26 protein-coding genes are annotated in these 23,365 nt (G+C 68.7%); 14 read left to right on the forward strand and 12 right to left on the reverse strand.

Annotated elements, in window-relative coordinates:
* The first annotated feature begins 10 nt into the window (after positions 1-10).
* From N5C88_RS05770 to ccmI, 11 genes are read left to right on the forward strand one after another with little or no spacing between them, the layout of a single operon-like run.
* Positions 11-487 carry a nitrate reductase cytochrome c-type subunit gene (locus tag N5C88_RS05770; protein ID WP_059379384.1) on the forward strand — a complete coding sequence of 159 codons (477 nt, stop codon included), beginning with the start codon at positions 11-13 and terminating at the stop codon, positions 485-487.
* A 15-nt stretch (positions 488-502) separates the two neighbouring features.
* A complete protein-coding gene (locus N5C88_RS05775; protein ID WP_059379383.1) occupies positions 503-1,141 on the forward strand; it encodes a cytochrome c3 family protein in 639 nt (212 codons plus the stop codon).
* Positions 1,128-1,802: a heme ABC exporter ATP-binding protein CcmA gene (gene ccmA / locus N5C88_RS05780; RefSeq protein ID WP_280014945.1), complete on the forward strand. Its 675-nt coding sequence runs from the start codon at positions 1,128-1,130 to the stop codon at positions 1,800-1,802. The genes N5C88_RS05775 and ccmA overlap by 14 nt, the downstream gene beginning before the upstream one ends.
* Entirely contained in the window at positions 1,768-2,433 is a 666-nt protein-coding gene (ccmB, locus tag N5C88_RS05785) for a heme exporter protein CcmB (protein ID WP_013393089.1), read from the forward strand. Before ccmA ends, ccmB begins: the two co-directional genes overlap by 35 nt.
* Positions 2,434-2,440: 7 nt before the next feature.
* Positions 2,441-3,229: a heme ABC transporter permease CcmC gene (ccmC, locus tag N5C88_RS05790; RefSeq protein ID WP_280014946.1), complete on the forward strand. Its 789-nt coding sequence runs from the start codon at positions 2,441-2,443 to the stop codon at positions 3,227-3,229.
* On the forward strand, positions 3,226-3,393 hold the full coding sequence (gene ccmD / locus N5C88_RS05795; RefSeq protein ID WP_280014947.1) for a heme exporter protein CcmD: 168 nt from the start codon (positions 3,226-3,228) through the stop codon (positions 3,391-3,393). The genes ccmC and ccmD overlap by 4 nt, the downstream gene beginning before the upstream one ends.
* Positions 3,390-3,845: a cytochrome c maturation protein CcmE gene (gene ccmE / locus N5C88_RS05800; protein WP_280014948.1), complete on the forward strand. Its 456-nt coding sequence runs from the start codon at positions 3,390-3,392 to the stop codon at positions 3,843-3,845. Before ccmD ends, ccmE begins: the two co-directional genes overlap by 4 nt.
* On the forward strand, positions 3,842-5,848 hold the full coding sequence (locus N5C88_RS05805; RefSeq protein WP_059379379.1) for a heme lyase CcmF/NrfE family subunit: 2,007 nt from the start codon (positions 3,842-3,844) through the stop codon (positions 5,846-5,848). The genes ccmE and N5C88_RS05805 overlap by 4 nt, the downstream gene beginning before the upstream one ends.
* Positions 5,848-6,369 (forward strand): DsbE family thiol:disulfide interchange protein, encoded by a 522-nt coding sequence (locus N5C88_RS05810; protein ID WP_059379378.1) that lies wholly within the window; start codon positions 5,848-5,850, stop codon positions 6,367-6,369. Before N5C88_RS05805 ends, N5C88_RS05810 begins: the two co-directional genes overlap by 1 nt.
* Positions 6,370-6,398: 29 nt before the next feature.
* Positions 6,399-6,860 carry a cytochrome c-type biogenesis protein gene (locus N5C88_RS05815; protein ID WP_165867929.1) on the forward strand — a complete coding sequence of 154 codons (462 nt, stop codon included), beginning with the start codon at positions 6,399-6,401 and terminating at the stop codon, positions 6,858-6,860.
* Positions 6,857-8,149: a c-type cytochrome biogenesis protein CcmI gene (gene ccmI, locus N5C88_RS05820; RefSeq protein WP_280014949.1), complete on the forward strand. Its 1,293-nt coding sequence runs from the start codon at positions 6,857-6,859 to the stop codon at positions 8,147-8,149. Before N5C88_RS05815 ends, ccmI begins: the two co-directional genes overlap by 4 nt.
* Before the next feature lie 27 nt (positions 8,150-8,176).
* Here ccmI and N5C88_RS05825 read toward each other — a convergent pair whose 3' ends face one another.
* The 4 genes from N5C88_RS05825 to N5C88_RS05840 all read right to left on the reverse strand — a co-directional run bounded on the left by N5C88_RS05825 (position 8,177) and on the right by N5C88_RS05840 (position 13,921).
* The gene (locus tag N5C88_RS05825; RefSeq protein ID WP_280014950.1) at positions 8,177-11,377 is read right to left on the reverse strand and encodes a tetrathionate reductase subunit A; all 3,201 of its coding nucleotides are present in this window, start codon (positions 11,375-11,377) and stop codon (positions 8,177-8,179) included.
* A 61-nt stretch (positions 11,378-11,438) separates the two neighbouring features.
* Entirely contained in the window at positions 11,439-12,473 is a 1,035-nt protein-coding gene (nrfD, locus tag N5C88_RS05830) for an NrfD/PsrC family molybdoenzyme membrane anchor subunit (RefSeq protein WP_059379390.1), read from the reverse strand.
* 19 nt (positions 12,474-12,492) lie between these two features.
* Positions 12,493-13,263 carry a sulfate reduction electron transfer complex DsrMKJOP subunit DsrO gene (gene dsrO / locus N5C88_RS05835; RefSeq protein WP_280014951.1) on the reverse strand — a complete coding sequence of 257 codons (771 nt, stop codon included), beginning with the start codon at positions 13,261-13,263 and terminating at the stop codon, positions 12,493-12,495.
* Between the two features lie 127 nt (positions 13,264-13,390).
* Complete coding sequence (locus N5C88_RS05840) at positions 13,391-13,921, reverse strand: DNA-deoxyinosine glycosylase (RefSeq protein ID WP_280014952.1); 531 nt, start codon at positions 13,919-13,921, stop codon at positions 13,391-13,393.
* Positions 13,922-14,089: 168 nt separating this feature from the next.
* Between N5C88_RS05840 and N5C88_RS05845 the strand changes: the two genes are divergently transcribed.
* Positions 14,090-14,953 (forward strand): pirin family protein, encoded by an 864-nt coding sequence (locus tag N5C88_RS05845; protein WP_118933965.1) that lies wholly within the window; start codon positions 14,090-14,092, stop codon positions 14,951-14,953.
* 47 nt (positions 14,954-15,000) lie between these two features.
* Here the strand turns inward: N5C88_RS05845 and N5C88_RS05850 are convergent, their stop codons facing one another.
* Positions 15,001-15,459, reverse strand: a complete 459-nt coding sequence (locus tag N5C88_RS05850) for a hypothetical protein (protein ID WP_280014954.1) — start codon at positions 15,457-15,459, stop codon at positions 15,001-15,003.
* Positions 15,449-15,916 (reverse strand): MarR family winged helix-turn-helix transcriptional regulator, encoded by a 468-nt coding sequence (locus N5C88_RS05855; protein ID WP_118933967.1) that lies wholly within the window; start codon positions 15,914-15,916, stop codon positions 15,449-15,451. Before N5C88_RS05855 ends, N5C88_RS05850 begins: the two co-directional genes overlap by 11 nt.
* Positions 15,917-16,133: 217 nt before the next feature.
* Between N5C88_RS05855 and N5C88_RS05860 the strand changes: the two genes are divergently transcribed.
* The gene (locus N5C88_RS05860; RefSeq protein ID WP_118933968.1) at positions 16,134-17,162 is read left to right on the forward strand and encodes an AraC family transcriptional regulator; all 1,029 of its coding nucleotides are present in this window, start codon (positions 16,134-16,136) and stop codon (positions 17,160-17,162) included.
* Between the two features lie 12 nt (positions 17,163-17,174).
* Here N5C88_RS05860 and N5C88_RS05865 read toward each other — a convergent pair whose 3' ends face one another.
* The gene (locus N5C88_RS05865; protein WP_280014955.1) at positions 17,175-17,783 is read right to left on the reverse strand and encodes a hypothetical protein; all 609 of its coding nucleotides are present in this window, start codon (positions 17,781-17,783) and stop codon (positions 17,175-17,177) included.
* A gap of 232 nt (positions 17,784-18,015) precedes the next feature.
* On the opposite strand from N5C88_RS05865, the gene N5C88_RS05870 reads away from it, so the two are divergent.
* Positions 18,016-18,642, forward strand: coding sequence for a hypothetical protein (locus N5C88_RS05870; RefSeq protein WP_280014956.1), 627 nt, complete (start codon positions 18,016-18,018; stop codon positions 18,640-18,642).
* A gap of 11 nt (positions 18,643-18,653) precedes the next feature.
* On the opposite strand, the gene N5C88_RS05875 is transcribed toward N5C88_RS05870, so the two are convergent.
* From N5C88_RS05875 to N5C88_RS05895, 5 genes are all read right to left on the reverse strand, one after another.
* The gene (locus N5C88_RS05875) at positions 18,654-18,971 is read right to left on the reverse strand and encodes a hypothetical protein (protein WP_280014957.1); all 318 of its coding nucleotides are present in this window, start codon (positions 18,969-18,971) and stop codon (positions 18,654-18,656) included.
* Positions 18,972-19,063: 92 nt separating this feature from the next.
* The gene (locus tag N5C88_RS05880) at positions 19,064-19,960 is read right to left on the reverse strand and encodes a transporter (protein WP_251880725.1); all 897 of its coding nucleotides are present in this window, start codon (positions 19,958-19,960) and stop codon (positions 19,064-19,066) included.
* Positions 19,957-21,567, reverse strand: a complete 1,611-nt coding sequence (locus N5C88_RS05885; protein WP_280014959.1) for an NAD(P)/FAD-dependent oxidoreductase — start codon at positions 21,565-21,567, stop codon at positions 19,957-19,959. The genes N5C88_RS05880 and N5C88_RS05885 overlap by 4 nt, the downstream gene beginning before the upstream one ends.
* A 25-nt stretch (positions 21,568-21,592) precedes the next feature.
* Entirely contained in the window at positions 21,593-22,120 is a 528-nt protein-coding gene (locus tag N5C88_RS05890) for a flavin reductase family protein (RefSeq protein WP_059379363.1), read from the reverse strand.
* Complete coding sequence (locus tag N5C88_RS05895) at positions 22,117-23,358, reverse strand: styrene monooxygenase/indole monooxygenase family protein (protein ID WP_059379362.1); 1,242 nt, start codon at positions 23,356-23,358, stop codon at positions 22,117-22,119. The genes N5C88_RS05890 and N5C88_RS05895 overlap by 4 nt, the downstream gene beginning before the upstream one ends.
* Positions 23,359-23,365: the final 7 nt, after the last annotated feature.

Below are 23,365 nucleotides of genomic sequence, written 5' to 3' on the forward strand. Positions count from 1 at the left end.
GGAGACAGCCATGAACCTACGCGCCCTTACTCTCGCGACATGCGTCATCCTTGGTTCGGCCGCCTGGGCGGCGCCGCCGCTGGAGGTCGAAGACCCCATGCGCGGCCCCACCCCCGTCGCGCAGGAAACCGACCCGCCGCTCATCAGTCCGGTCGAAAACAAGGACATCCGGCGCATGCGCACGTATTCGATGCAGCCGCCCACCATTCCGCACAAGATCGACGGCTACCAGGTCGACAAGGACTTCAACCGCTGCCTGGCCTGTCACGCGCGCGTGAACACCGAGGAGACCCAGGCCCCGCCCCTGAGCGTGACCCACTACATGGACCGCGACAGCAACGTGCTGGCGGAAGTCTCGCCGCGCCGCTATTTCTGTGTGCAGTGCCACGTGCCGCAGACCGAGGCCAAGCCGCTGGTGTCCAATACCTACCAGGACATCGATGTGATCCTCAAGCGCCTGACCGCCCCGGCGCCCGCCAAGAAGTAAGCGACGGAGGCAGCCATGCTCGGACTCATCAAGCGCTACTGGAACATCATCCGACGGCCCAGCGTGCATTTCAGCCTGGGCTTCCTGACGGTCGGCGGATTCATCGGCGGCATCCTGTTCTGGGGCGCCTTCAACACCGCCATGGAACTCACCAACACCGAGAAGTTCTGCACCGGCTGCCACGAGATGCGCGACAACGTGTACGCCGAGTTGAAGGGCACCATCCACTTCACCAACCGCTCCGGCGTGCGGGCGCTGTGCTCGGACTGCCACGTGCCGCACAACTGGACCGACAAGATCGCGCGCAAGATGCAGGCGTCCAAGGAGGTCTGGGGCAAGATCTTCGGCACCATCGACACGCGCGAAAAGTTCGTGGAAAAGCGCCTGGAGCTGGCCCAGCACGAATGGGCGCGCTTCAAGGCCAATGACTCGCTGGAATGCCGCAACTGCCACAACTACGAATACATGGACTTCACGCGCCAGAGTCCGCGCGCGCAGAACATGCATTCGACCTATCTGGCGGACAAGAGCAAGACCTGCATCGACTGCCACAAGGGCATCGCCCACAAGCTGCCCAACATGGGGCCGGGCCCGACCTCCATGGCGCCGGCGCCGGCAGGCCCGGCGAAGGAAGTGGCGCATGCGGCCCGCTGACGCGCCGCCGCCCATGCTTTGCGCGCGCGGCCTGGCCAGCCGCCGCGGATGTTCCGCGCCCGTGGATTTCGAGCTGCATGGCGGCCAGTTGCTACACGTGCGCGGCGCCAACGGCAGCGGCAAAACCAGCCTGCTGCGCATGTTGGCCGGCCTGCTGCGGCCGCTGGCGGGCAGCGTGCTGTGGCGCGGCGACGATGCGCGCCGCGATGCCGCCGGCTACCGCGCCTGCATGGCCTACCTGGGACACGGCAACGGCCTGTGCGGCGAACTGAGCGCCGCCGAGAACCTGCGCTACGCCCTGCACGTCGCCGGCACGCCGCAGGCCGAAGCTCGGTTATCGGGCACCCTGCGCGCATGGCGCCTGAAATCCTGTGCCGACATGCCCGCCCTGCGCCTGTCCCAGGGACAGGGCCGGCGGCTGGCGCTGGCGGCGGTCGTGCTCGGCGCCAAGCCCCTGTGGCTGCTGGATGAACCCGACGCCGGCCTGGACGCGGCCAGCCTGGAGCAGCTGCGCCTGGCGCTGGAAGCCCACCTCGCGGCCGGCGGCGCCGCCGTGCTCGCTTCGCACCGCGAACCCGGCACCGCCGCCACGCATACCCAAACCCTGAACATGGATGATTACGCGGATGCTGGCTACGCTGTCGCAGTTGGCATTGCGTGAAATCCGTTTGGCCTGGAGACGGCCCGCGGACACGCTGGGCGCCACCCTGTTCTTCATCGTGGCCGGCACGCTGTTCCCCCTGGCGGTCGGCCCCGACCCCGCGCTGCTGCTGGCCATCGGACCGGGCGTGCTGTGGGTCTGCGCCCTGCTCGGCATCCTGCTGACGCTGAACCGGCCTTTCGCCCAGGACTACGACAACGGCGCGCTGGAACAGCTGCTGGTGTCGCCGCACCCGCTGCCGCTGCTGGTGGGCGCCAAGCTGGCGGCGCACTGGTTCAGCAGCTGCCTGCCCCTGATCCTGGCCAGCCCGGTGCTGGCGCTGCAGTTCGGCCTGTCGCCGCAGGCCATCGGCATCCTGGTCCTGTCGCTGCTGCTGGGCACGCCGACGCTGGCGCTGGTGGGCGGGCTGGGCGCGGCGCTGACGCTGGGCCTGCGCGGCGGCGCCCTGCTGCCGCTGCTGGTGCTGCCGCTGTACGTGCCGGTGCTGATCTTCGGCGCGGGCGCGGTGTCGGCCTCGCACGCGGGCATGGGCGCCGGACCGCAATTGTCATTGCTGGGCGCATGCCTGTGCCTGGCCATCCTGTTGTGCCCCTGGAGCGCCTCGGCGGCGCTGCGCGTGGCGCTGGACTGAGGACGCCATGCACAAGCCCCCTGCCCTGAACGCATATCCGCCCGCCGCGGCAGCCGGCGCGGGCTGGCTGCGATACGCCTCGCCCGCCGCGTTCTATCCGCTGGCCGGCCGCATGATTCCATGGCTGGCGCTGGGCGCCGCGCTGTTCGCGGCCGCGGGCCTGTACGTGGGGCTGGCGGTCGCGCCCACCGACAGCCAGCAGGGCGAGGTCTACCGCATCCTCTTCATCCACGTCGGGGCGGCATGGATGTCAATGTTCCTGTACCTGGTCATGGCGCTGTACGCCGCCCTGGGACTGATCTTCAACACCCGCCTGTCGTTCATGATGATGCGGGCGCTGGCCCCCACCGGCGCGTTGTTCACCTTCCTGACCCTGTGGACCGGCGCGCTGTGGGGCAAGCCGACCTGGGGCGCCTGGTGGGTCTGGGACGCCCGGCTCACCTCCGAACTGATACTGCTGTTCCTGTACCTGGGCTTCATGGCCTTGCAGGCGGCCGCCGACGACGACACGCAGCGGGCCGACCGCGGCGGCGCCATCCTTGTGCTGGCGGGCGTGATCAACGTGCCCATCATCTATTTCTCGGTGCGCTGGTGGAGCACGCTGCACCAGGGCGCGTCGATCAACCTCACCACCGCGCCCAGCATGGCCCACATCATGGTGACCGCAATGCTGCTGATGGTGGCGGCGTTCTGGTTCTACAGCGCGGCGGCGGCGCTGGCGCGTGTGCGCGGCATCATTGCCGAACGCGAGCCGGGCGCGGTCCGGGCGGACAGGACGCGGCGGGAGGCGGCATGAGCTGGGACGCGCTGTTCTCGCTGCAAGGCCATAGTCCCTATCTGCTGGGCGCGTATGGCGTGACGCTGGCGCTGATCGGCCTGGAAGCGTTGATGCTGTGGCGGCGCAGCCGCGTCCGGCGCGCGGCGCAGGCTGCCGCCCTCGTGGACGGGACGGCGCCATGAGCCCGCGCAAGCGCCGCGCGCTCGCCATCGTGGGCGGCCTGGGCCTGCTGGCCGCGGCCGCCGCGCTGGTGCTCAACGCCCTGCAATCCAATCTGGTGTTCTTCTTCAGCCCTACCCAGGTGGTGGCGCAGGAAGCGCCCGCCAACGGCAGCTTCCGCGTCGGCGGCCTGGTGGAGCAAGGCTCGCTGCGCCGCGAGGCCGACGGCCTGACCCTGCGCTTCGTGGTGACGGACACCGCGCACACCGTGCCGGTCACGTATCAGGGCCTGCTGCCCGACCTGTTCCGTGAGGGCAAGGGCGTGGTGGTGGCCGGCAAGCTGGGACCTGACGGCGTGTTCCGCGCGACCGAGGTGCTGGCCAAGCACGACGAAAACTACATGCCGCCCGAGGCCGCCGATGCGATCAAGCGCGCTGGCGCCGGGCCTGACGCCATGCGCGCGGAGGCGCAATGATTCCCGAGATCGGCCTGTTCAGCCTGATCCTGGCGCTGCTGGTGGCGCTGGCGCAGGGCGTGCTGCCGCTGGTGGGCGCCGCCACGGGCTGGCAAGCGGGGTTGCGGGTGGCGCGGCCCGCCGCCATCGGCCAGTTCGGCTTGACCACCGTGGCCATAGGCTGCCTGGCCTGGGCGTTCCTGGACAACGATTTTTCCGTGCTGTACGTGGCCGCCAACTCCCACGCGGACCTGCCGGCCGCCTACCGCTTCGCGGCCGTCTGGGGCGGGCATGAAGGATCGCTGCTGTTGTGGCTTTACCTCTTGACCGCCTGGACCCTGGCCGTGGCGCTGTGCAGCCGCCGCCTGCCCCTGCCCTTCGTCGGCCGCGTGCTGGCGGTGATGGGCTGGATCAGCGTGGGCTTCCTGCTGTTCCTGCTGTTCCTGTCCAACCCCTTCGAACGCCTGATGCCGCCCGCCATGGCCGGCCGCGACCTGAATCCGCTGTTGCAGGATCCCGGCATGATCGTGCATCCGCCCATGCTGTACATGGGCTACGTGGGCTTTTCGGTGGCCTTCGCCTTCGCCATCGCGGCCTTGCTGTCGGGCGAGCTGGACGCCATGTGGGCGCGCTGGGTACGCCCCTGGACGCTGGCGGCCTGGACCTTCCTGACCATAGGCATCCTCCTGGGCAGTGCCTGGGCCTATTACGTGCTGGGCTGGGGCGGCTGGTGGTTTTGGGATCCGGTGGAAAACGCCTCCTTCATGCCCTGGCTGGCTGGCACCGCGCTGATCCATTCCCTCATCGTCACGGAGAGGCGCGGCGCCTTCCGCAGTTGGACCGTGCTGCTGGCGATCTGCACGTTTTCGCTCAGCATCCTGGGCACGTTCCTGGTGCGCTCGGGCGTGCTGACGTCCGTCCATGCCTTCGCCGTGGACCCGGGCCGCGGACTGTACATACTGGGATTCATGCTGGTGATCGTGGGCGGATCGCTGGCGCTCTATGCCTGGCGCGCGCCCACGGTGGGCCTGGGCGGAGGATTCTCGCTGCTGTCGCGCGAATCCCTGCTGCTATCCAACAATGTGGTGCTGACCGTGGCGGCGGGATCGGTGCTGCTGGGCACGCTCTACCCGGTGGTGCTGGACGTGCTGGAGTGGGGCAAGATCTCCATCGGTCCGCCCTATTTCGAAGCCGTATTCGTGCCGCTGATGACGCCTGCCATCTTCCTGATGGGCGTCGGTCCGGTGGCGCGCTGGAAACAGGCCGAGCTGCCCGACCTGGGCCGCCGCCTGCGCATCGCCTTCGCGGTCAGCGTGGCCACGGCCGTGCTGCTGCCACTGGCCATGCCGGGCCCGGCGCGGCTGGGCTCGCCCATGGTGATGTTGGGCCTGTGGCTGGCCGCGTGGTCGGTCGCCAGCGCCGCCGCGCACGCCTGGCAGCGTCTGACGGACGGCGACGGCAACTGGCTGCGCCGCTTGGGGCGCCAGCCGCGCTCCTGGTACGGCATGCTGCTGGCACACGCGGGCATGGGTGTCTTCATCGCCGGGGTCACGCTGGCCAATGGCTATGAGGTCAAGCAGGAGCTGCGGATGGAGCTGGGCGCCACCCAAGAAGCCGGCGGCTACGCCTTCACCTTCGCCAGCATCGCCCCGGCTGCCGGGCCGAACTACAGCGCGCAGCGCGCCGTGTTCCCAGTAACCCGCGACGGCAAGCCGGTGCTCACCCTGTATCCGGAAAAGCGCCTCTACACGGTGCAGGACATGGCGCTGAGCCAGGCCGACATCGACAGCGGCTTCACCCGCGACCTGTTCGTGGCGCTGGGCGAACCGGTGGGCGACAAGGCCTGGACGGTGCGCCTGCAGGTCAAGCCCTTCATGACCTGGATCTGGACGGGCTGCATCCTGATGGCGCTGGGCGGCCTGCTTGCGGCCGGCGACAAGCGCTACCGCCGCGCGCAGGAGCCGGCGCGCGCGCCGCAGCCCACCATGCCCGGGGCCGCGCGGCCCACGCGGGAGGGCGCCTGATGCTGCGCTACCTGGTGCCGCTGGCCGCTTTCCTGGCGATGGCCGTGTTCCTGGCGATGGGCCTGTCGCGCGATCCGCGCGCGGTGCCATCGGCCATGATAGACAAGCCCGCCCCCGCCATCGGCCTGCCCGTGCTGCTGGACCCCGGCAGGAAACTGGAAGTGCAATCGCTGCGCGGCCAGGTCTGGCTGCTGAATGTGTGGGCGTCCTGGTGCGGGCCGTGCAAGGACGAACTGCCGGTGCTGCGCGAAGCCGCCCGGCGCCACGGCATTCCGTTGTATGGCTTGAACTACAAGGACAAGCCGGAAGAAGCCGAAGCCTGGCTGGCGCGCAACGGCAACCCCTACATCGCGTCCGCGAGCGACATCGATGGCCGCGTCGGCATCGAATATGGCGTCTACGGCGTGCCCGAGACCTTCGTGATCGACCGCGACGGCCGTATTCGCTACAAGCAGTTGGGCCTGATCACGCCGGAGATCTGGCGCGACCGCATCCAGCCCGCCATCGAGGCGCTGCAATGAAACGGCCCGCCGCCCTGCCTTGCCGCTTGTTGCGGACCGCCCTGCGCGCCTTGTTGCTGGCGCTGGCCTTGACCGCTGCCGCGCGCGCCCAGGTCCACGCCGGCGCCGCGCAGCCCTTGCCCCCTGTCCTGGAACAACGCGCCGACAAGCTGGCCCACGGACTGCGCTGCCTGGTATGCCAGAACCAGACCCTGGCCGAGTCGAACGCACCGTTGGCCCAGGACATGCGCAAGCTGATCCGCGATCAATTGGCCGAAGGCCGCAGCGACGCGCAGATCATGCGCTTCTTCGAAGACCGCTATGGCGACTTCGTGCGCTACGACCCGCCCTTCAAACCCATCACCTGGCTGCTGTGGCTGGGGCCGTTCGCGCTGCTGGCGTTGGGCTTCGTGGTGCTGGTGCGCACCTTGAAGCGCCGCGCCGGCGCGCGCGCGCCCCTGACCGCCGACGAACGCGCGCGCGCGGCGCGCTTCCTGGATACCGGCTCATGACCGCACTCTGGATCATCGTGGTGCTCCTGCTGCTGGCAACCCTGCTCTGCCTGATTCCGCCCTTGCTGCGGCGCGCGCCCGCCGCACAACCCGCGTCCGAGGCCAATGTGCGCGCGTTCTATCTGGCGCAGCGCGAGCAATTGCGGCGGGACATGGACAACGGCAGCCTCACTGCCGCCGCCGGCATGCGCGCGGAGGAAGAGCTGCAGCGTGACCTGTTGCAGGACCTGGACTTGCGGCGCGGCCGCAGCGCGCCCTGGGCTGGACAACGCGCCGGGATCACCGCCGCCTGCCTGCTGACCGTGCTGATTCCGGTGGCGGCCGTGCTGCTGTACGGCCAATTGGGCAACCCGCGCGCGGCGGCCAGCGCCAGCGCGGGCCAACCCGCCGAACCGCATGCGGCGGACGCCGGCAACGACATGACGCTGGCCATCAATGCCCTGGCCCAGCGGCTGCGGACCGCGCCCGATGACGCCGACGGCTGGCACATGCTGGCGCGTTCGTATGAAACCCTGGGACGCTATACCGATGCGGTAGCGGCTTACCAACAGGTGCTGCGATTGGTTCCTGGCCAGCCCGCGGTACTGGCCGACCTGGCCGACGCGCTGCTATCGGCCAACCAGGGCAACCCCGACGACGCCTCCATCGCGGCGGTGGCGCAAGCCCTGGCCGCGCAGCCGGACCAGCCCAAGGCCCTGGCCTTGGCCGGCATGATGGCGTTGCGCCGCGGCGACGCGGCCGAGGCGCTGGCGCATTGGGAACGGCTGCAGGCGCAATTGCCGCCGGACTCGGAGGCCGCGCGCCAGATCCAGTCCAACATCGCGCAGGCGCGCGCCATGGCGGGCGCGCCTGCCAGTGCAACTGCCACGGCCTCGGCCCCCGGATCCGCCCCCGTCTCGGCGTCGGCTCCTGCCGCTGGCGCAGCGACTACGCCCGCAGTCACCGCCGCCCGCATCAGCGGACGCGCCAGCATCGCCGACGCGCTGCGCGGCCGGGTCCAGCCCTCCGATACCGTGTTCATCCTGGCGCGTCCCGAGGAGGGATCGCGCATGCCGCTGGCCATCCTGCGCATGCAGGTCTCGGACCTGCCGCGGGATTTCGTGCTGGACGATAGCAGCGCCATGTCGCCGGACGCGACCTTGTCGCGTGCCAGCAAGGTGCGCGTGGAGATCCGCGTCAGCAAGTCCGGCACGGCGGCCGCGCGGGCGGGCGACCTGGGCGGCGCGCTATCCGGCATCGGCGTCCATGCGGAAGGACTGACGCTGGTGGCCGATACCGTCGTACCCTGAGGCTCACGATACCGGCCGCCTGCGCCCTCAGACCCGCTCGATCCGCGCCGGCAGCCCCTGGCGCACCGCCGCGCCGGACACCCAATCGATCCAGACGTTGGCATGCTCGCCGCGCGTGGCGTCGCCGAATCCCAGGTCGTTCAGGTTCACGCCCGCGGCCAGCGCCGGATCGTGCGCCATGGGCTTGCCATCCACCACGTGGGCGCGCGCGCCCAGCTCGGTGTGGCCGTAGCCGTGCTCGATGCCCACCGCGCCCGGCTGGATGCCGTCGCGCAGCAGCGCCAGCCCGGTCACCGCGCCGCCCGGCGTCACGATGCGCACCGCATCGCCGTTGCGGATGCCCAGGCGTTCGCCGTCCTGCCGGTTGATCGACACCGGGTTGTGCGGATGCACCTGGCGCAGGCGGTTCACGCCGATGGACATGGAGCTCATCAGGTTGGATTTGAACGAGCTGAGCAGGAAGGGCCAGTCCTGCCGCGTGTATTGCGCGCGCATATCACTGCCGTCGGCCAGCCGCGTCGGGTACCAGGTCGGACAGCCGCTATAGCGCTCGCCCGTCATGGAATGGCGAAAGCCCGCCAGTTCCTCGCTCCAGACCTGCAGCGGCTTGGCGTAGGCGGCGCGCGTCTGACGCGTCCCGCCCTCTTCCACCCAGGCGTCCTGCATCTTGTCGAAGCGCCCGCCGCGGCTCATCACCATGGCCACCTGGCGCCATTCGCCCGGCTTGAGCTTCTGCTGCAACAACGGACCGTAGCGGTCCACGCCGGTGAGCGCCATGTCGTCATCGCTGGCCTCCGGCACCGGCTTGCCGGCCGCGAAGGCGATGTTGGCGATGCCGCGCAGGAAGAAGTCCTCCGGCGTGTCCAGCGCGTACTTGACGCCGTCCTTGTCGGAGATGGCGCCCGCGCCGAAGCCCGGCATGCCCAGCCGCTTGGCGCAGGCGATCAGGAAGGTTTCCAGGCAGACCGGCTCGCCCGTGGCCGTGCGGGCCACGCGCGGCTGCACGGCAGGCCAGCGCACGGTGGACGCCTTGGCCACCACGTCCGCCCAGGGCGCCGAGACGCCCCAGCTTTCGTAGGTCACCGTGTCCGGCACGATGTAGTCGGCCAACGCGTTGGTCTCGTTGATGAAGGGGTTGATCGATACCGACAGCGGCAAGAGGCGCGGATCCTTCATCTTGTCGATGATGACGCTCTTCAGGCCGGCGATGCCGTAGATCGGGTTGCTCATGTGGTTGAACCAGACCTTGGCATGGTACGGATAGCCCGCCAGCGCGGACGCCAGCATTTCCGAGCTGAGCCCGCCGGTGGCCGGATACCAGGGCGCTGCGGCCGGATAGGCCGGCTGGCCGGCGGCCTTCTTGCGCTTGAACTCGCTGGACTTCTCGTATGGAAAACGGTTGCGCGACAGGCCCACGCCCTTGGGCGTGGCGCGGTTGGCGAAGCCGGCGATGTTGTAGCGCGGCCCCTGCCCGTAGGGCGGGAACGGGCCGGCATCCAGCACCAGGCCGCCTTCGACGTTGAGGTTGCCCACCAGCGTGTTCAGCATGGCAATGGCATAGGCCGTATAGAAACCCGAGCCGCTCATGGTGCCGCCGTGCGCGTCGGCCACGGCGCGCTTGCCGTAGCTGGTGAAACGCTCGGCCAGCGACGCGATCTTGGCGGCCGGCACGCCGCTCAGTTCCGCGTATTCGTCCAGCGTCTTGCGGCGCGCTTCCTCGCGCAGCAGCGACAGCGAACTGCGCACGCGCAGCGCTTGCGGCGCGCCGTCCATGCCGGGCGCGGCGACCGTGTCGTCCACGAACAGCGTGGCGGACGCGGCCGCGGTGTGCGGCGCCAGCGTGCCGTCTTCAAGGCGCACGACGTACACGTCTTCCCACTTCTCGCCGGCATCGGCCGGGCGCGGCCAGCCCAGGTCGGCGCCGCGCAGGAAACTGCCCAGACGCGGATGGCCGGGTTCCGCCACCACCAGATGGGTGGCGTTGGTCCAGGCCGCCTCGCCCGCGGCCTTCATGGCCGCTGGGCCGGGCTGCGCCAGCGCGCGGGCATCGTAGCGCTCGTTATCCAGGATCCAGCGGATCAGGCCCATGGCCAGGCCCAGGTCGCCGGCCGGATTGACCGGCACCCACTCATTGCCCGATCCGGCCGACAGGCTGGACGAGGCCGGCAGCATCGGCGACACGACCACGTAGGTGAAACCAGTCTCTTCCGGCCGCACGCGGGCCTCGGCCAATTGGCGGGCCTGGCGCTGGAACGGGTTGCCGGCCTGCGCCGGCGCCGCGCCGATGAACAGGCCGAAGCGCGCGTTGTCCCAATCTGGCTTGCCGTGAGGCATCCCCTTCAGGTCGCCCAATGCGGCGCCCGCGCCCACGCGGAAGCTCTGGCCGCAATAGGAACCGTGGTTGCTGAAGTTGACCGTGCCGAACGATTGCCCGGCGAAGCGCTGGATCAGCGGGGTGCGGCCTTCGTTGGATGCATCGGTGAACAGGAACTGGTTGACCTTGGCGCCGTACTCGGGATTCTGCGGGTCCAGCGGCGTTTCGCGGTCGAAGATGGCGCGCAGGCCGTCCACCTGGCCTTCGCCGAACAGGTCGCCGCCTTCGCAGACTTCCTGCACCAGCTGTTCGAACGAGATGGTCTGCCACTTGCCCTCGCCGCGCTTGCCCACGCGCTTGAGCGGCTGCAGCACGCGGAACGGGCTGTTCATCTGCTCCAGCATGGCCGAACCGCGCGCGCAGGACGTGGCGCGCCCTTCCAGGCCGTTGTCGCCGCCCAGTTGCGCGTAGACCTCGCGCACCGGCGCTTCCATCGCGGCCGGCCGGGTCGTGGCCAGCGGATGGTAGGGGTTGCCGGCCACGCGCAGGATGCGGTTTTCCTGCGTATCCACGCGCAGGCGCACGCCGCACTGGGTCCAGCAGCCCAGGCAGCTGGAGGGGCTGACCGTCTGGCCCGGCTGCGCGCTGAGCACGCCAGTCAGGGGATCGATGCGAAATTCCGGCGTCAGCGAATTGCCGCGCACGGCATGCGCCGTGGGCACGCCCGCCGTGCCTTGCGCCAGGCCCTTCACGGCCCGGACCACGGTCTCGCCGTAGCCCGCCGCGAACGCCGCCATGCCGCCGGCGACCACGCCGCCGCGCACCATCATCTTGCGCCGCGCCTCGTCGCGCGGTTGATCGGCGGCCTCGTCCGGCGGGGCGCCGCGCTTGTCGTCTTCGTGTTGCTTGTCCATTGCTTTTATTCCATGTTCTTTCGTCTAGGACCTGTGCACACACAGGCCCAGGCGGCGGCGCTCAGGCCGCCAGGCCGCGCGTGCGCGCCGGAAACAGCTCCAGCGCGTAGGTCACGGCGGCGATCAGCGCCACGCACAGGCCCAGCACGCCCACCATGCCCAGCAGTCCATCGCTGCCCCAGGGCATGTCGTACAGATAGAGGCCGGCGCCGTACTTCGGCACGCCCTGCACGCTCATGAAGACCACCCAGCGGAAGATCCACGCGGCCGCCAGCATGGTCAGCGCCAGCGCGGCTGAAGGCAGCGGCGCGGCCAGCGTGCGCGCCGGACGCTGCAACAGCGCGATCATGCAGAAGCCGGTCGCCACCGCACCCGCCAGGCTGACGCGCCAGATCGGAAACTCCGCGAACAGCCGCAGCGCGGCGTCGAACGAAGGGTCCATGCCCAAGAGGCCCAGCAGCGCCCAGGCGCCGGCGCCCAGCGCCATCATCACCACCGCGGTCACGCTCAGGCTGCGCAACAGTTCCACCGGCATGGCCTGCGTACCGCCGCGCAGCCAGCGGCCCACCAGGAACATGGCCCCCAACGCGCCCAGCCAGGCGGTCAACGCGAAGTTCACCGGCAGGAACACCGTGTGCCACAACGGCCGCGAACGCAGCACCATCACTTCCGCGCCGGTATAGACCAGGATGGACAGCGCCGACACCGCCAGCGCCATGCCCAGCACGCGCACCCAGCCGATGCGGCCCCACCACCAGGCGGCGCAGAACAGCAACGCCAGGGTCACGAACACCGGCAGCAACAAGGCGCCCAGCCACATCCAGGACCAGGGCGTGACATGCGCGTAGAAGTGCCAGAAGCGGCCCGGCTGGTGCAGGTCCGCCAACAGCGACACGGGCGCGGCGATGGCGCTGACCAGCAGCACCGTCACGGCCGCGGGCAGCAGGCGACGGGCAGGCGAGCCCGCGCTGCCAAAGGCCGCAAACGCGGCGGTCAGCGCGGTGGTGGCGCTGATGCCGATGAGGAAGAAGTACTGCACGGCCCACGGCAGCCAGGCGGCGTCGTAGACCGGCGTCAACAATTCAGAGATCTGCATGCTCATCCCCTTTAATGGCTCAATGGCCGCCAGCCAGCCGCACGCCGGCCTGGCCGTCGACCTGATGGACGAACGCATCGGGCAGGCCGATGTAATAGACGTGAGGATCGGTCTTCATTTCGGGCTTGAGCACCTTGATGTCTTCCTTGTGCTCGACCAGCAGCCTGGAAATCGCGCTGTCGGGATCGTTCATGTCGCCGATGACGCGCGCGCCGCCCACGCAGCTTTCCACGCAGGCCGGCAGCAGCCCCGCTTCCAGGCGGTGCTCGCAGAAGGTGCATTTGTCGGCGGTCTGCGTTTCGTGGTTGATGAAGCGGGCGTCGTAGGGACAGGCCTGCACGCAATAGGCGCAGCCCACGCAGCGCTCGTTGTCGACCAGCACGATGCCGTCTTCGCGCTGGAAGGTGGCCTGCACCGGACAGACCGGCACGCAAGGCGGGTTGTCGCAGTGGTTGCACAGGCGCGGCAGCATCACCATGGAGGCGGGGCCGCCGGCGTCGGGCAGGACTTCGTATTGCAGGACGGTGGTGCGGAACTGCCCGATGGGAGGCAGGTTCTCCATGGAACAGCTGACCGTACAGGACTGGCAGCCGATGCACTTGCGCATGTCCACGACCATGCCGTAGCGCTTGCCCGCCATGCCGGGGCGGCGCGGCGGCTGGCCGTTGATGCCGGCGGCCTCGGCGCGGATGGGTATGACGGTGGCCGCGGCCCCCAACCCCAATAAGCCCTTCAGGAAGCCACGTTTACCCGGCAGTGGCGGTTCCGGGGGGCTGGCGGGGGTACTCATAGTGCTTCTCCAAGCGTTAATTCTGTTACGGGAATTAACTTATCACTTGGAGTTATATAGAGGCTTGATAAGTATCAAACCGGGGACGGATAAGTGTAAACCCGGAGCCGGTCTGCGGCCCAACCCGTCAATCCTCGATCTTGAGCGCCCGGCCCCAGGCAGCCAACTTGTGCTCGAACGACGCCGCCGCATGCGCCGGGCTGGTCGACGGCAGGTCCATGTATTCCAACGGGACGGTCAGCCCGGGCCGCACGTGGCGGCGGTACATCGCCGCGGCCTTGGCGCCGTTGAAGCAGACCCGGACGATGCCGGGGTGGCGTTCCAGGAATGCGGCGAAGTCGTTGGCGACCAGGGTGTCGCCGCGGATATCGGCGTCCAGGCTGCCGGGACGCTCGCAGGCTTGCAGCACGTCCCACAAGGCGACGCCAGCGGCTTGCAGGGCCTGCAAGCGCTGCGCATAGTCCAGGCCGGGATCGAAGCCGAAGACGCTGGCCGCGATGGGCCAGAAGGCGTTGCGCGGATGCGCGTAATAGCGGCCCTGCCGCAGCGATGCCACGCCAGGCATCGAACCCAGCACCAGCACGCGCGCGCCCGCCCCCGCCACCGGGGCAAAGCCTTGGACCTGATCGTTGTTGCCGCCCGCCTGGGCCGTATTCATGCCGTCTTCCATGCCCGAAGGATACGCCAGCCGCGAGTTCCGGCCCCACTGTCCGATTCATGGAACAGTGCTTATCAATGCCGGGGACTACCGCCGAAGAGGTGGCGCCCTTATCTTATTAATCATGACGAACGGCCCCGATGGGGCCGCGCAACAGGAAATACGACCATGAAGAAGATCCTCGGATTGCATGCCAGCCCCCGTCCCCACTGGGTGGGCGACGGCTTCCCGGTGCGCTCCATGTTCTCCTACAACGACAAAGGCAAGAACACCAGCCCGTTCCTGCTGCTGGACTACGCCGGACCGGCGCAGTTCGAGCCGGCCGAGCATCCGCGCGGCGTCGGGCAGCATCCGCACCGCGGCTTTGAAACCGTGACCATCGTCTATAGCGGCGAAGTCGAGCACCGCGATTCCACCGGCAACGGCGGCGTCATCGGTCCCGGCGACGTGCAATGGATGACGGCGGCCTCCGGCATCCTGCATGAGGAATTCCATTCCCACGCCTTCACCCGCAAGGGCGGCGAGCTGGAAATGGTGCAGCTCTGGGTCAACCTGCCCGCCAAGGACAAGATGGCGCCGGCCGGCTACCAGGGCATCCTCGACGCGGACATCCCGGCGGTGGAACTGCCTGACGGCGCGGGCACGCTGCGCGTGATCGCGGGCAATTACGCGGGCCACGCGGGACCGGCGCGCACCTTCACGCCGATGGACGTGTGGGACGTGAGGCTGGCCGCCGGCAAGTCGGCGACCTTCCCCGTCGCCGAGGGCCGCAACAGCATGCTGGTGGTGCTGCGCGGCACGGTGCTGGTCAACGGCGAAACCGTGGCGCGCGATGCGCAGCTGGCGCTGTTCTCCCTGGAGGGCGAGGACATCACCGTCGAAGCCAACAACGACGCGGTGTTCCTGGTGTTGAGCGGCGAGCCCATCGACGAGCCGGTGGTCGGCTACGGCCCCTTCGTGATGAACACGCAGGCGGAGATCGTTGAAGCGATCCAGGACTTCAACGCCGGCCGCTACGGCAAGATGCACTGAGGCAACCGGGCCGGCTGGCCTCTCGCCCCGCACAGCGGGACGGGAGGCTAGGACCGGCCCTGTTCTCGCGCGCCCCGCCGCAAGCGGCCCAGCCAGAGGCCGTCGCGGATGTTCAATCCGATCAGCGTCAGGTTGGCCGCGCCTGCCGCCAGCTCCACCGCCTGCACCCCGTAGAACACCCCATCCAGCAAGCCCGCCTGCGCGCGCAGCGCCAGGAACACCGCCGCGGGAACCAGAATCAGCAAACCATTGGCCGCGATGAAAGGCATGCGTTTGCGCTTGGCCAACAGCAGCGGATGCCTGCCCTTGCCGCCCATCAGGAAACCGCTGGCGGCGGTCAGCATCATGACGGGCACGAAACCCAACAGCGCATACGCGATGGCAAGCTTGACCTGGGCCACCGCGGACGCGGTCAGGAACAGTTCGGACACCACCGTTGAAATCCAGAACGCCGCCAGAAACAGCAGCGTCGACATGGCGGCAGCGGCATGGATTCTATGTTTCATGACCTTGCTCCCCGTGCGCGGGAACGTGCGCGGCCAGCAGGCCCGCCAGCACCCTCCCCGCCGTTTCCAGTTCAGCGGCGCTGAAGCCGCCGGCCAGTTGGCGCGCGCGCTCCTTCCAGCGCGCGTCGATGGCGCCATAGACGCGCCGCCCCTCATCGGTCAGCCGGTACAGCGGCGAGCGCTTGTGTTGCGGATTGGGGCGGACCTCCACCAGTTGCGCCTCGGACAGCAGGTTGAGCTGCTTCTGCGCGCCCTGGCGCGTCACGCCCATGGCGGCGGCGACCTGCGGCGCGCTCAGAGGCTGTCCCGCCAACGCCAGGGCGCCCAGCATCTGCCAGCGCGCGCTGGTCAGCGCCTGCGGCGCGACGAAGGCATCGCCCCAATCGAGCAGCGCGCCGTTCAACTGGAACAAGGTCAGGATCACCCCGGTGAGCCGTTCTTCCTTGGTTGGATTCATTGCTGGCCTCCCGGTCTTTCGGTTTAATTGACAACCAGTTTCCAACTATGGAAACTGGTTGTCAATATAAATCTGGACTGTTTTTCTGCGCACACCGGACAGCCGCCGCAAAAAACGGATAGCGTCCCCTGCCTCTGGACGGGTTTTCCACCAGTCCGCCCTGTCCGGCGCAGCTTTACTATCAAAGCCTTCAAGGCCCCGGCAGTGGAGTTTCCCCATGCTCGACACGATGCAGTCCGCCACCAGCACGACTTGGCCGCCGGCCGCGCCGCGGATCGAGTCGGTCCTGGGCCTGCCGGCGCAGCAATTGTTCGCCTCCGGCGATCTGGACGAAGCCCGTTCCATGGTCGGCCGCGTCATGCGTCCGCACCACCTGGGCGTGGTCGGCGCGCTGCAGCGCCTGGACGCCCGCATGCACCACCAGCCGCTGGGCGAGGTCTCGCTGAACCGCCTGCGCTACGGCGCCAACGTCGAGATCCGTCCCGGTCCGCTGGAGGACTTCTTCCTGGTGCAGATGCCGCTGTCGGGCTGCGCCCGCATCAGCAGCGGCCCCCAGCAGCTGGATTCGACGCCCGAGGTCGCCTCGGTCGTCAGCCCGGACGACGACCTGGCCATGCGCTGGGCCGACGACAACGACCAGTTCATGCTGCGCGTGGGCCGTTCGCTGCTGGAACGCACGCTGGTGGGCCATCTGGGCTGTGCGCTGGACCGGCCGCTGCGTTTCCAGCTGGGATTCCGCTGGCGCGAATGTCCCGCCTGGCGCTGCCTGATGAGCTATCTGCTGGACTGCTCGACGCAGCATGCCAACCTGGCCGAGCACAAGCTCATCGTGCACCAGATGGAACAGCTGGTCGCCGCCACCCTGCTGTCGGCCCAGCCCCATAACTATGCCGGCGCCCTGCCCGGCCGCCGCGGCGCGGTGCTGCCGCGCCACGTGCGCAGCGTCCAGGATTACCTGCAGGCGCACGCGCACGAACCCGTCAGCGCCGAACAGCTGGCGCGCATCGCCGGCGTCAGCGTGCGCAGCCTGTACGCGGGATTCAAGGAATTCCTGGGCGTGAGTCCCATGCACTACCTGCGCGACCTGCGCATGGAGCGCGCGCACGCCGAGCTGGTCTCGGGCGAAAGCCGCAACATCGCCGGCGTGGCGCTGCGCTGGGGCTTCGCGCACATGGGGCGCTTCAGCGCCGGATATAAGGAACGCTACGGCGTAAGTCCAAGTCAGAGCCTGCGGCGGCGCGGGTGAAGCGGCGCCGCTTCAGGGTCGGGCTGGCGCGGCCGGCTTGGCCTTGGCAGAGGCATCCTGCGCCATGACCTCACGCGCGAGCTGATTGATCTTGGGAGCGGCCTTCATGGCGCCGTCCTTGTGCTTTGTCAGGAACTGACGCGCGTAGTGCCGTTCAAGCTCGCAAGGATTCGGATTCTTGCCCGTGAAACCCACGGAGGCGTCTATCAACTTGCCCGCATGCGCCTGCTCGGCAAGGACCCGCTTGCGCATGGCCTGGATTTTTTCCGCCGCGTCCTTGCGCCCTTCCTGGGAATTCAAGCGCTGGGAGAGCCTGGCGCGCAGCGCGGCCGGGTCCGTCGGCGCGCGGGCCAGGTCCATGCCCAGGCTCGCTTGCGCCAGGGCCATGGCCACCATCCCCTGGACCTCCGGCCCGTCTGCCGGATACAGCTTGCAAGCGGCAATGAAACCCATGTGCGCGACCGCCTTGTCGCCCAGCCACTCCTGACCGCCATCGCTCCCCATCGGAAAGCCCAACGAGTCGCGCATCGGCTCCTGCACTTCAAAACTGCTGCCCGTGTTCTGTGCCGCGGCAAATCCGCCGCACAAGCAAAACGCCAGCGCCGAAATTGTTCTTTTCATCACGTTCCCCGTGCGCATCTGCTGCGCGAATCCCCAAGCCGCATGCTATTCCAACATCGGGCGGATTGATGAGTGAAGCCCGAAGCCCCCATGCGGGAGCGGACTTGCAGTTGCATCCCAACAACGCGTGCTTGGCTGGTTTGCCGGCCTCTATGGCGCGGAGCCCGTGTTTCCACGAAACTCGCGCAGAAGAAAGTCCGCCGGTCCGGCGCAGCCCCTGCAAGGAAACGCGATGAAAACACTGAAAAGCAGTCTTCTTCTTTGCGTGTCGCTGGTCATGAGCCCTGCATCTGCCGGGGAGGATGCCGAAATGAAGGCGTTCGAGGCTTCGAGTGACGCCTTGCGCTCGGGCGAGGCAAACGCCAAGGCCAGGCGCGCGGCCGTGGATGGCTTGTCACCCCGCCTGCAGAAACTCTCGCAAGGCCAGCGGGCCGCCTCGCACATCGCAGCTGCTGGCGCCTGCGCCATCGAGGTTCCAAGCGCGGACCTCGATAAACTGTCGTCGCTGGCAACGGCGGAAGCGATCCTGGACAAGCCGCTCTCTCAGGCTCCCCTGGATGGAAGAAAGCTTGCGCTCCTGACGATGGATGCCGTGGGCACCGAAGTAGCGGTCGCGGCGGCAAACAAGCGTCAAGTACGTCTGGGAAAATTAGCTCAGGCCGAGCGCGACTGGGTCTCCCGGATACGGGTCGAGGTAAAAAAGATCAATCCCAAAGGCGAACCCAGCGACTGCCGCTATCTACGCGCGCAGATCGATGACCTGCTGGAAAAAGCCGACAGCGACGACTCGCTGGTCAAGGCCGAAGTCATCCTGTTGGCCGTAGCGGAGATCGAACGGCGGAACAGGTCTGCACGCTGAACGCCCCGGGCCTACGGCTGTTCAATCCACGGCGCCATCGCCTCGTCCCGGCTCCAGTGACGCCAGCCGTACCGGTAAGCGTGCTGCAAATAGGGTCCGCGCAGGATGCGAGGCTCACTGTCCGTGGCCTGTTCCGTGCCGAGCAAGTGCAGAACCTGGGCCCAGTCCGCCAGCCCGCCCTGGGCGCCGCGCAATGCCGCATCCGCAAGCCGTCCGGCCTCTTCGACAGATTCCGCCCGCACCAGGAAGCAGGTATCCGCGCCATCCGGACCACCTGTGTACGGGTCCTCGGATTCGTTGCCCCAGCGTATCGCTTCGTACAGATTCATGACCCTGCCCCGTCCCGTCGACAGCGCAACGATACCAGCAGAACAGCCCTGCTGAGACCGACAGCCAGGGCCTTCCAGTGCTGCCGCCAGGCCTAGAACGGTATCCCCAGCTTCACATACAACTGCGCCCCTTCGGGCCGGTTCTTGACCTTGAAATCCTGCTGCCACTTCGCAGTAAACAGCCAACCCTTTTCATTCATGTACCGCACCGATGGACCGAAGCCGAAAGCCCGGGCGCGGCCGGCGGCGCTATTGGGGCCGCTGTCGTCCGTGACCTGCTGGAAGGCGTAGCCGCCCACCCCCAGCACCCAGCCCTTGCCCACGCCCCAGCCCAGCGCGTAGTCGGCGTGCAGGGCCTGGCCCGAGCGCGTGTCGGTGGCGGAATTGGTGAAATTGAAGTCGTACATGACTTTCAGGTCGGCGTTGAAACCGTCCGGACTGATGCGGCTCAATGCGAACACCGGCTGCGCGGTCCAGTAGTTCTTGCCCAGGCTGGACGGGTCCTTGCGGTCGTACTCGCCGGTGGGTGCGTACATGTCCAGCCCCACTACGTAATGCAGGCTTTCGGACGGGTGATAACCCAGCGCCACGCCCAGCGTCATGTCGCCCAGGCCGGTGCTGCGGTTGCGCTGTCCGGCCGCCTTGGCGGTCACGTCCAGCAGCGGCGCGATGGCATGGAAGGCCAGCTGTCCGCCCATGACCTGCTGCTGCGTGACCCAGATCAGGCGCGGAGCCAGCACGTTGACGTCCACCTTGAAGCCGGGCACCGGCACGCGCTGGCCGTCATTGCCGCGCAGCGTGTCGTAGCGCGCCCCGCCGGCATAGACCAGCATGTGCACGCCCGGCGGCGGCAGCGCGCCCGACATGAAGTTTTCCAGGCCGTCCGGGTAGATGCCCAGGCCGCCGCCCTCGGTGGCCTGGGCCCCCGCGCTGGCCAGCGCCAATGCCAAGGCGCTGGCCAGCCGCCGGAGTTTCAGGTGTCCGTTCATGTTCCCCTCCTGCCTATTTGTTGTGCGACGAGATAGCCGGAGCCGCCGCCCAGGCCGGGGCCCGGGTGGGTGGCGGCGCCGATGTGAAAGAGATTGCGCAGCGGCGTGCGGTGGCCGCGCGCGCCCTGGCCGCCGGCAAAGGGCCGCAGCCAGAAGAACTGGTCGGGCGAACACACGCCCGAGTAGGGATCGCCGCCCACCAGATTGCAGTTCAGCCCTTCCAGGTCGGCCGGCGAGTACGCGCGCCGGCCGACGATGCGCCGCGCCAGACCTGGCATCACGCGCTCCATGCGCGCCTGCACCCGGTCGGCCATCGCCTCGCGCAAGGCCTCGTTCCAGCGGCCGTCGGCGGGCGCGGCCAGCTCGCCCGCGGCATCGCCCTTGATCCGCGCCGGCAGTTCCTGCATCTGCACCCACAGGATCCAGCCGCCGGGCGGCGCGCGCGTGGGGTCGACCGCGACGGGCTGACCGATGGCCAGGGTGGGACGCGCGGGCAGCAGGCCGTTGTTGGCCTCGGTCACCGAGGCGCAGACCTGCTCCATGCTCTCGGTCAGGTGCACCAGCGGCACGTGGCGCAGCTCCGGCGTCAGCCAGTCCGGCGGCGCGTTCAGCGCAAAATGGATCTGCATGCCGCCGCGGCCGTAGCGATAGCCGGCGGCGCGTTCGCGCACGGCGGGTGGCGCATCGGGCAGCAACTGTCCGTACAACTGGCCGGGCGTCACGTTGCAGACCACGGCTTCTGTCGCGCGATACTCGCGTCCACCCGCCAGCACGCCCACCGCGCGGCGCCGCTTGCCCTGGCCGCTAGTGATGACGCGTTCGACCTCGACGCCAGTCTGCAAGCGGCCGCCGTGCCGTTCGATGACGGCGGCCAGCGCGTCCACCACGCCGCTGCCGCCGCCCTTGACCACCGGCATGCCGCCGGCCACCACCGCTGCGAAAGTCAGCTTGCCGATCAGCGCGGAACAGGCATCGTCCGGACCCAGGCCGGTGTGCAGCACCCAGGGCGCGATCAGCGCGCGCGCGGCATCCGACTGCAGCGCGCGTTCGGACCAGCGGCGAAAGCTCTCCATCGAGTCGGCGGCAAAGGCCGCCAGGCCGTCCATGCCGCGCTTGCGCCATTCGCCGAACAGCAGTTTGAGCATGCCCGCGCCGTAGGGGTTCTGCCCCAGCAGGCCGAAGGTCAGCGCCGCGTCCTCGCCGAACAGGCGCTGCGCCATCGCGCCGAAGGCCGCGCCGTCGCCGGGCGCCCAGGCATCCAGCCGCCGCGCGCTGTCCGCCACGTCCTGCTTCAAGGCCAGGCCCGAGCCGTCGGGCAGCACCAACCCGGTGGCGTACTCGCCCTGCATGAATTCCAGCCCGGCCTCGTGCAGCGCGGGCTTGAGCGCCGCGTAGGCCGGGCTGCCCATGAACAGCGGATACCAGCAGGACAGCACGTCGTGGCGGTAGCCGGGGAACAGCTCCTCGGTGCGGATGCAGCCGCCCAGCCTGTCGTTGCGTTCCAGCACCAGCACGGACTTGCCGCGCTGCGCCAGCAAGGCGGCGCAGACCAGCGAATTCATGCCGCTGCCGACGATGATGACCTGCGCCTCTGACTCCAGGGGCATGATGCGCTCCGATGAAAGTGGGCCGCTACGCGGCGGTCAGCGCGGTAAAGCGCCCGGCATGGAACACCAGGGGCGTGGCCGCCACGCTGGCCACGCGCAGCACCCGGCCGAACAACAGCAGATGGTCGCCCGCGGGGCTTTGCTGGTCGTTGGCGCAGACCAGGGTGGCCACCGCCCCTTCGATGGCGGGCACGCCTTCCGGCACGTCGTGCACGGGCGCCCCCGCGAACTTGTCCGGCACCGCGGAACTGGCAAAGCGCATTGCCAACTCTTCCTGGCCGCAGGCCAGAACGCTGATGGTGAAGTGGCTGCAATCGCGGAACGCCGCCAGGTTGGGCGAATGGTTCACCAGGCTCCACAACACCAGCGGCGGGTCCAGCGACAGCGAGGCGAAGGAGTTGATGGTGAGCCCGACCCGGCGGCCGTCCGGACAACGCGTGGCGACGATGGCCACGCCGGTCGGATAGCTGCCGAGCACGCCGCGCAGGACCTTGGGGTGCAGATCGGTGCAGCCCCAGTCCAGGGGCAGGCCCGCCGCGCAATCGGGCTTCATGCCGCCGCCCGCGCCGGCTGCGCCGCGATGAAGGCTTCGCAGGCCGTGGCGTCGCCCCACCAGGGGTACAGCGACGGCGGATGGTTGAAGCCGTTGGCGATGGTACTGGCGATCGCCGGCGTGTGGTCCGCGGCCTGCAGCAGCTTGAGCAGGTGAGGCGGCGGCGGCAACAACATCGAATTGGTCCATTCCACCACCGCGCCCGCGTAGTCCCAGAAACGCTCGAAGGTGCGCTGCATCCATTCCGCCGTGAAGGTGGCGTCGCCATGCGACAGGATCGCGTCCAGGTACACGGCGCAGGCCTTGGTGGCGTTGTTAGATCCCTGCCCCGTGATCGGGTCGTTGGTCACCACCGCATCGCCCAGGCCGAACACCAACCGGCCCGACGGCAAGGTCAGCACCGGCTTGCGCACCGTGGGCGCGAAGCTGCCGGCCAGGATGCCGTTGGCGTCGGTCAGCTCCACCGCGCTGCAGCGCTCGGCCTCCCAGGGCAGATAGGCGTGCAGGATATGCAGGCTTTGCGCCAGATGCTCCTGCGGCGACTTGATGTCGCGCCAGCAATCCATCGGACCACCGGGTACGCCTTCGAACACCATGATCTCGCAGGGACCGCTGACGGTCAGCGCCGGGAACACGAAGTACTCGCCCACGCCCGGAATCAGGTTGAAGGCGACGCGCGAATGCTCCGGCGCCGGGCGCATGCCGTGCACATAGGTCAGCGCCAGCGCGCGCTGCGGCCGGTCAAAGCGCGAGCGCAGCGCATCGCGCTCGAACAGCTTGACCACCTCGCCCTTGCCCGCGGCCAGCAACACCAGGTCGTGCGAGGCCGCCAGCAATTCGAGTTCGGCCACGCCGCCGTCCTGGATCAGCAGCCGGCCGCCGCGCGCGGCGAACAGTTCCATCCAGGCCGGCATCTTGATGCGCTGGTCCACCGCCTGCGCGGGACGGTCCAGGCGCGCGACCCAATCGATCAGCTTGTGGCCGGGCCGCTCAGGATGCGGTATCGCCAGGCCGATGCCGTCGACGGTCGGACAGTCGGCCTCCCACTGGTTCAAACCCAGGTCACGCTCGACCTGCAGCGAGGCATCGAACATGCACTGGCTGGACATCACTTTGCCGCGCCGGATATCGTCCGGCTCGCGGTTGGTGACGACAGTCACTTCATACCCTTTGTCCAGCAGTCCCAACGCCAGGGGCAGGCCGGCCTGCCCTCCACCCACGATCGCGATTCGACGCATGTCTGTT

The sequence above is a fragment of the Achromobacter sp. GD03932 genome (assembly GCF_029839485.1).
In the GTDB taxonomy this organism is placed as follows: Bacteria; Pseudomonadota; Gammaproteobacteria; order Burkholderiales; family Burkholderiaceae_B; genus Achromobacter; species Achromobacter bronchisepticus_A.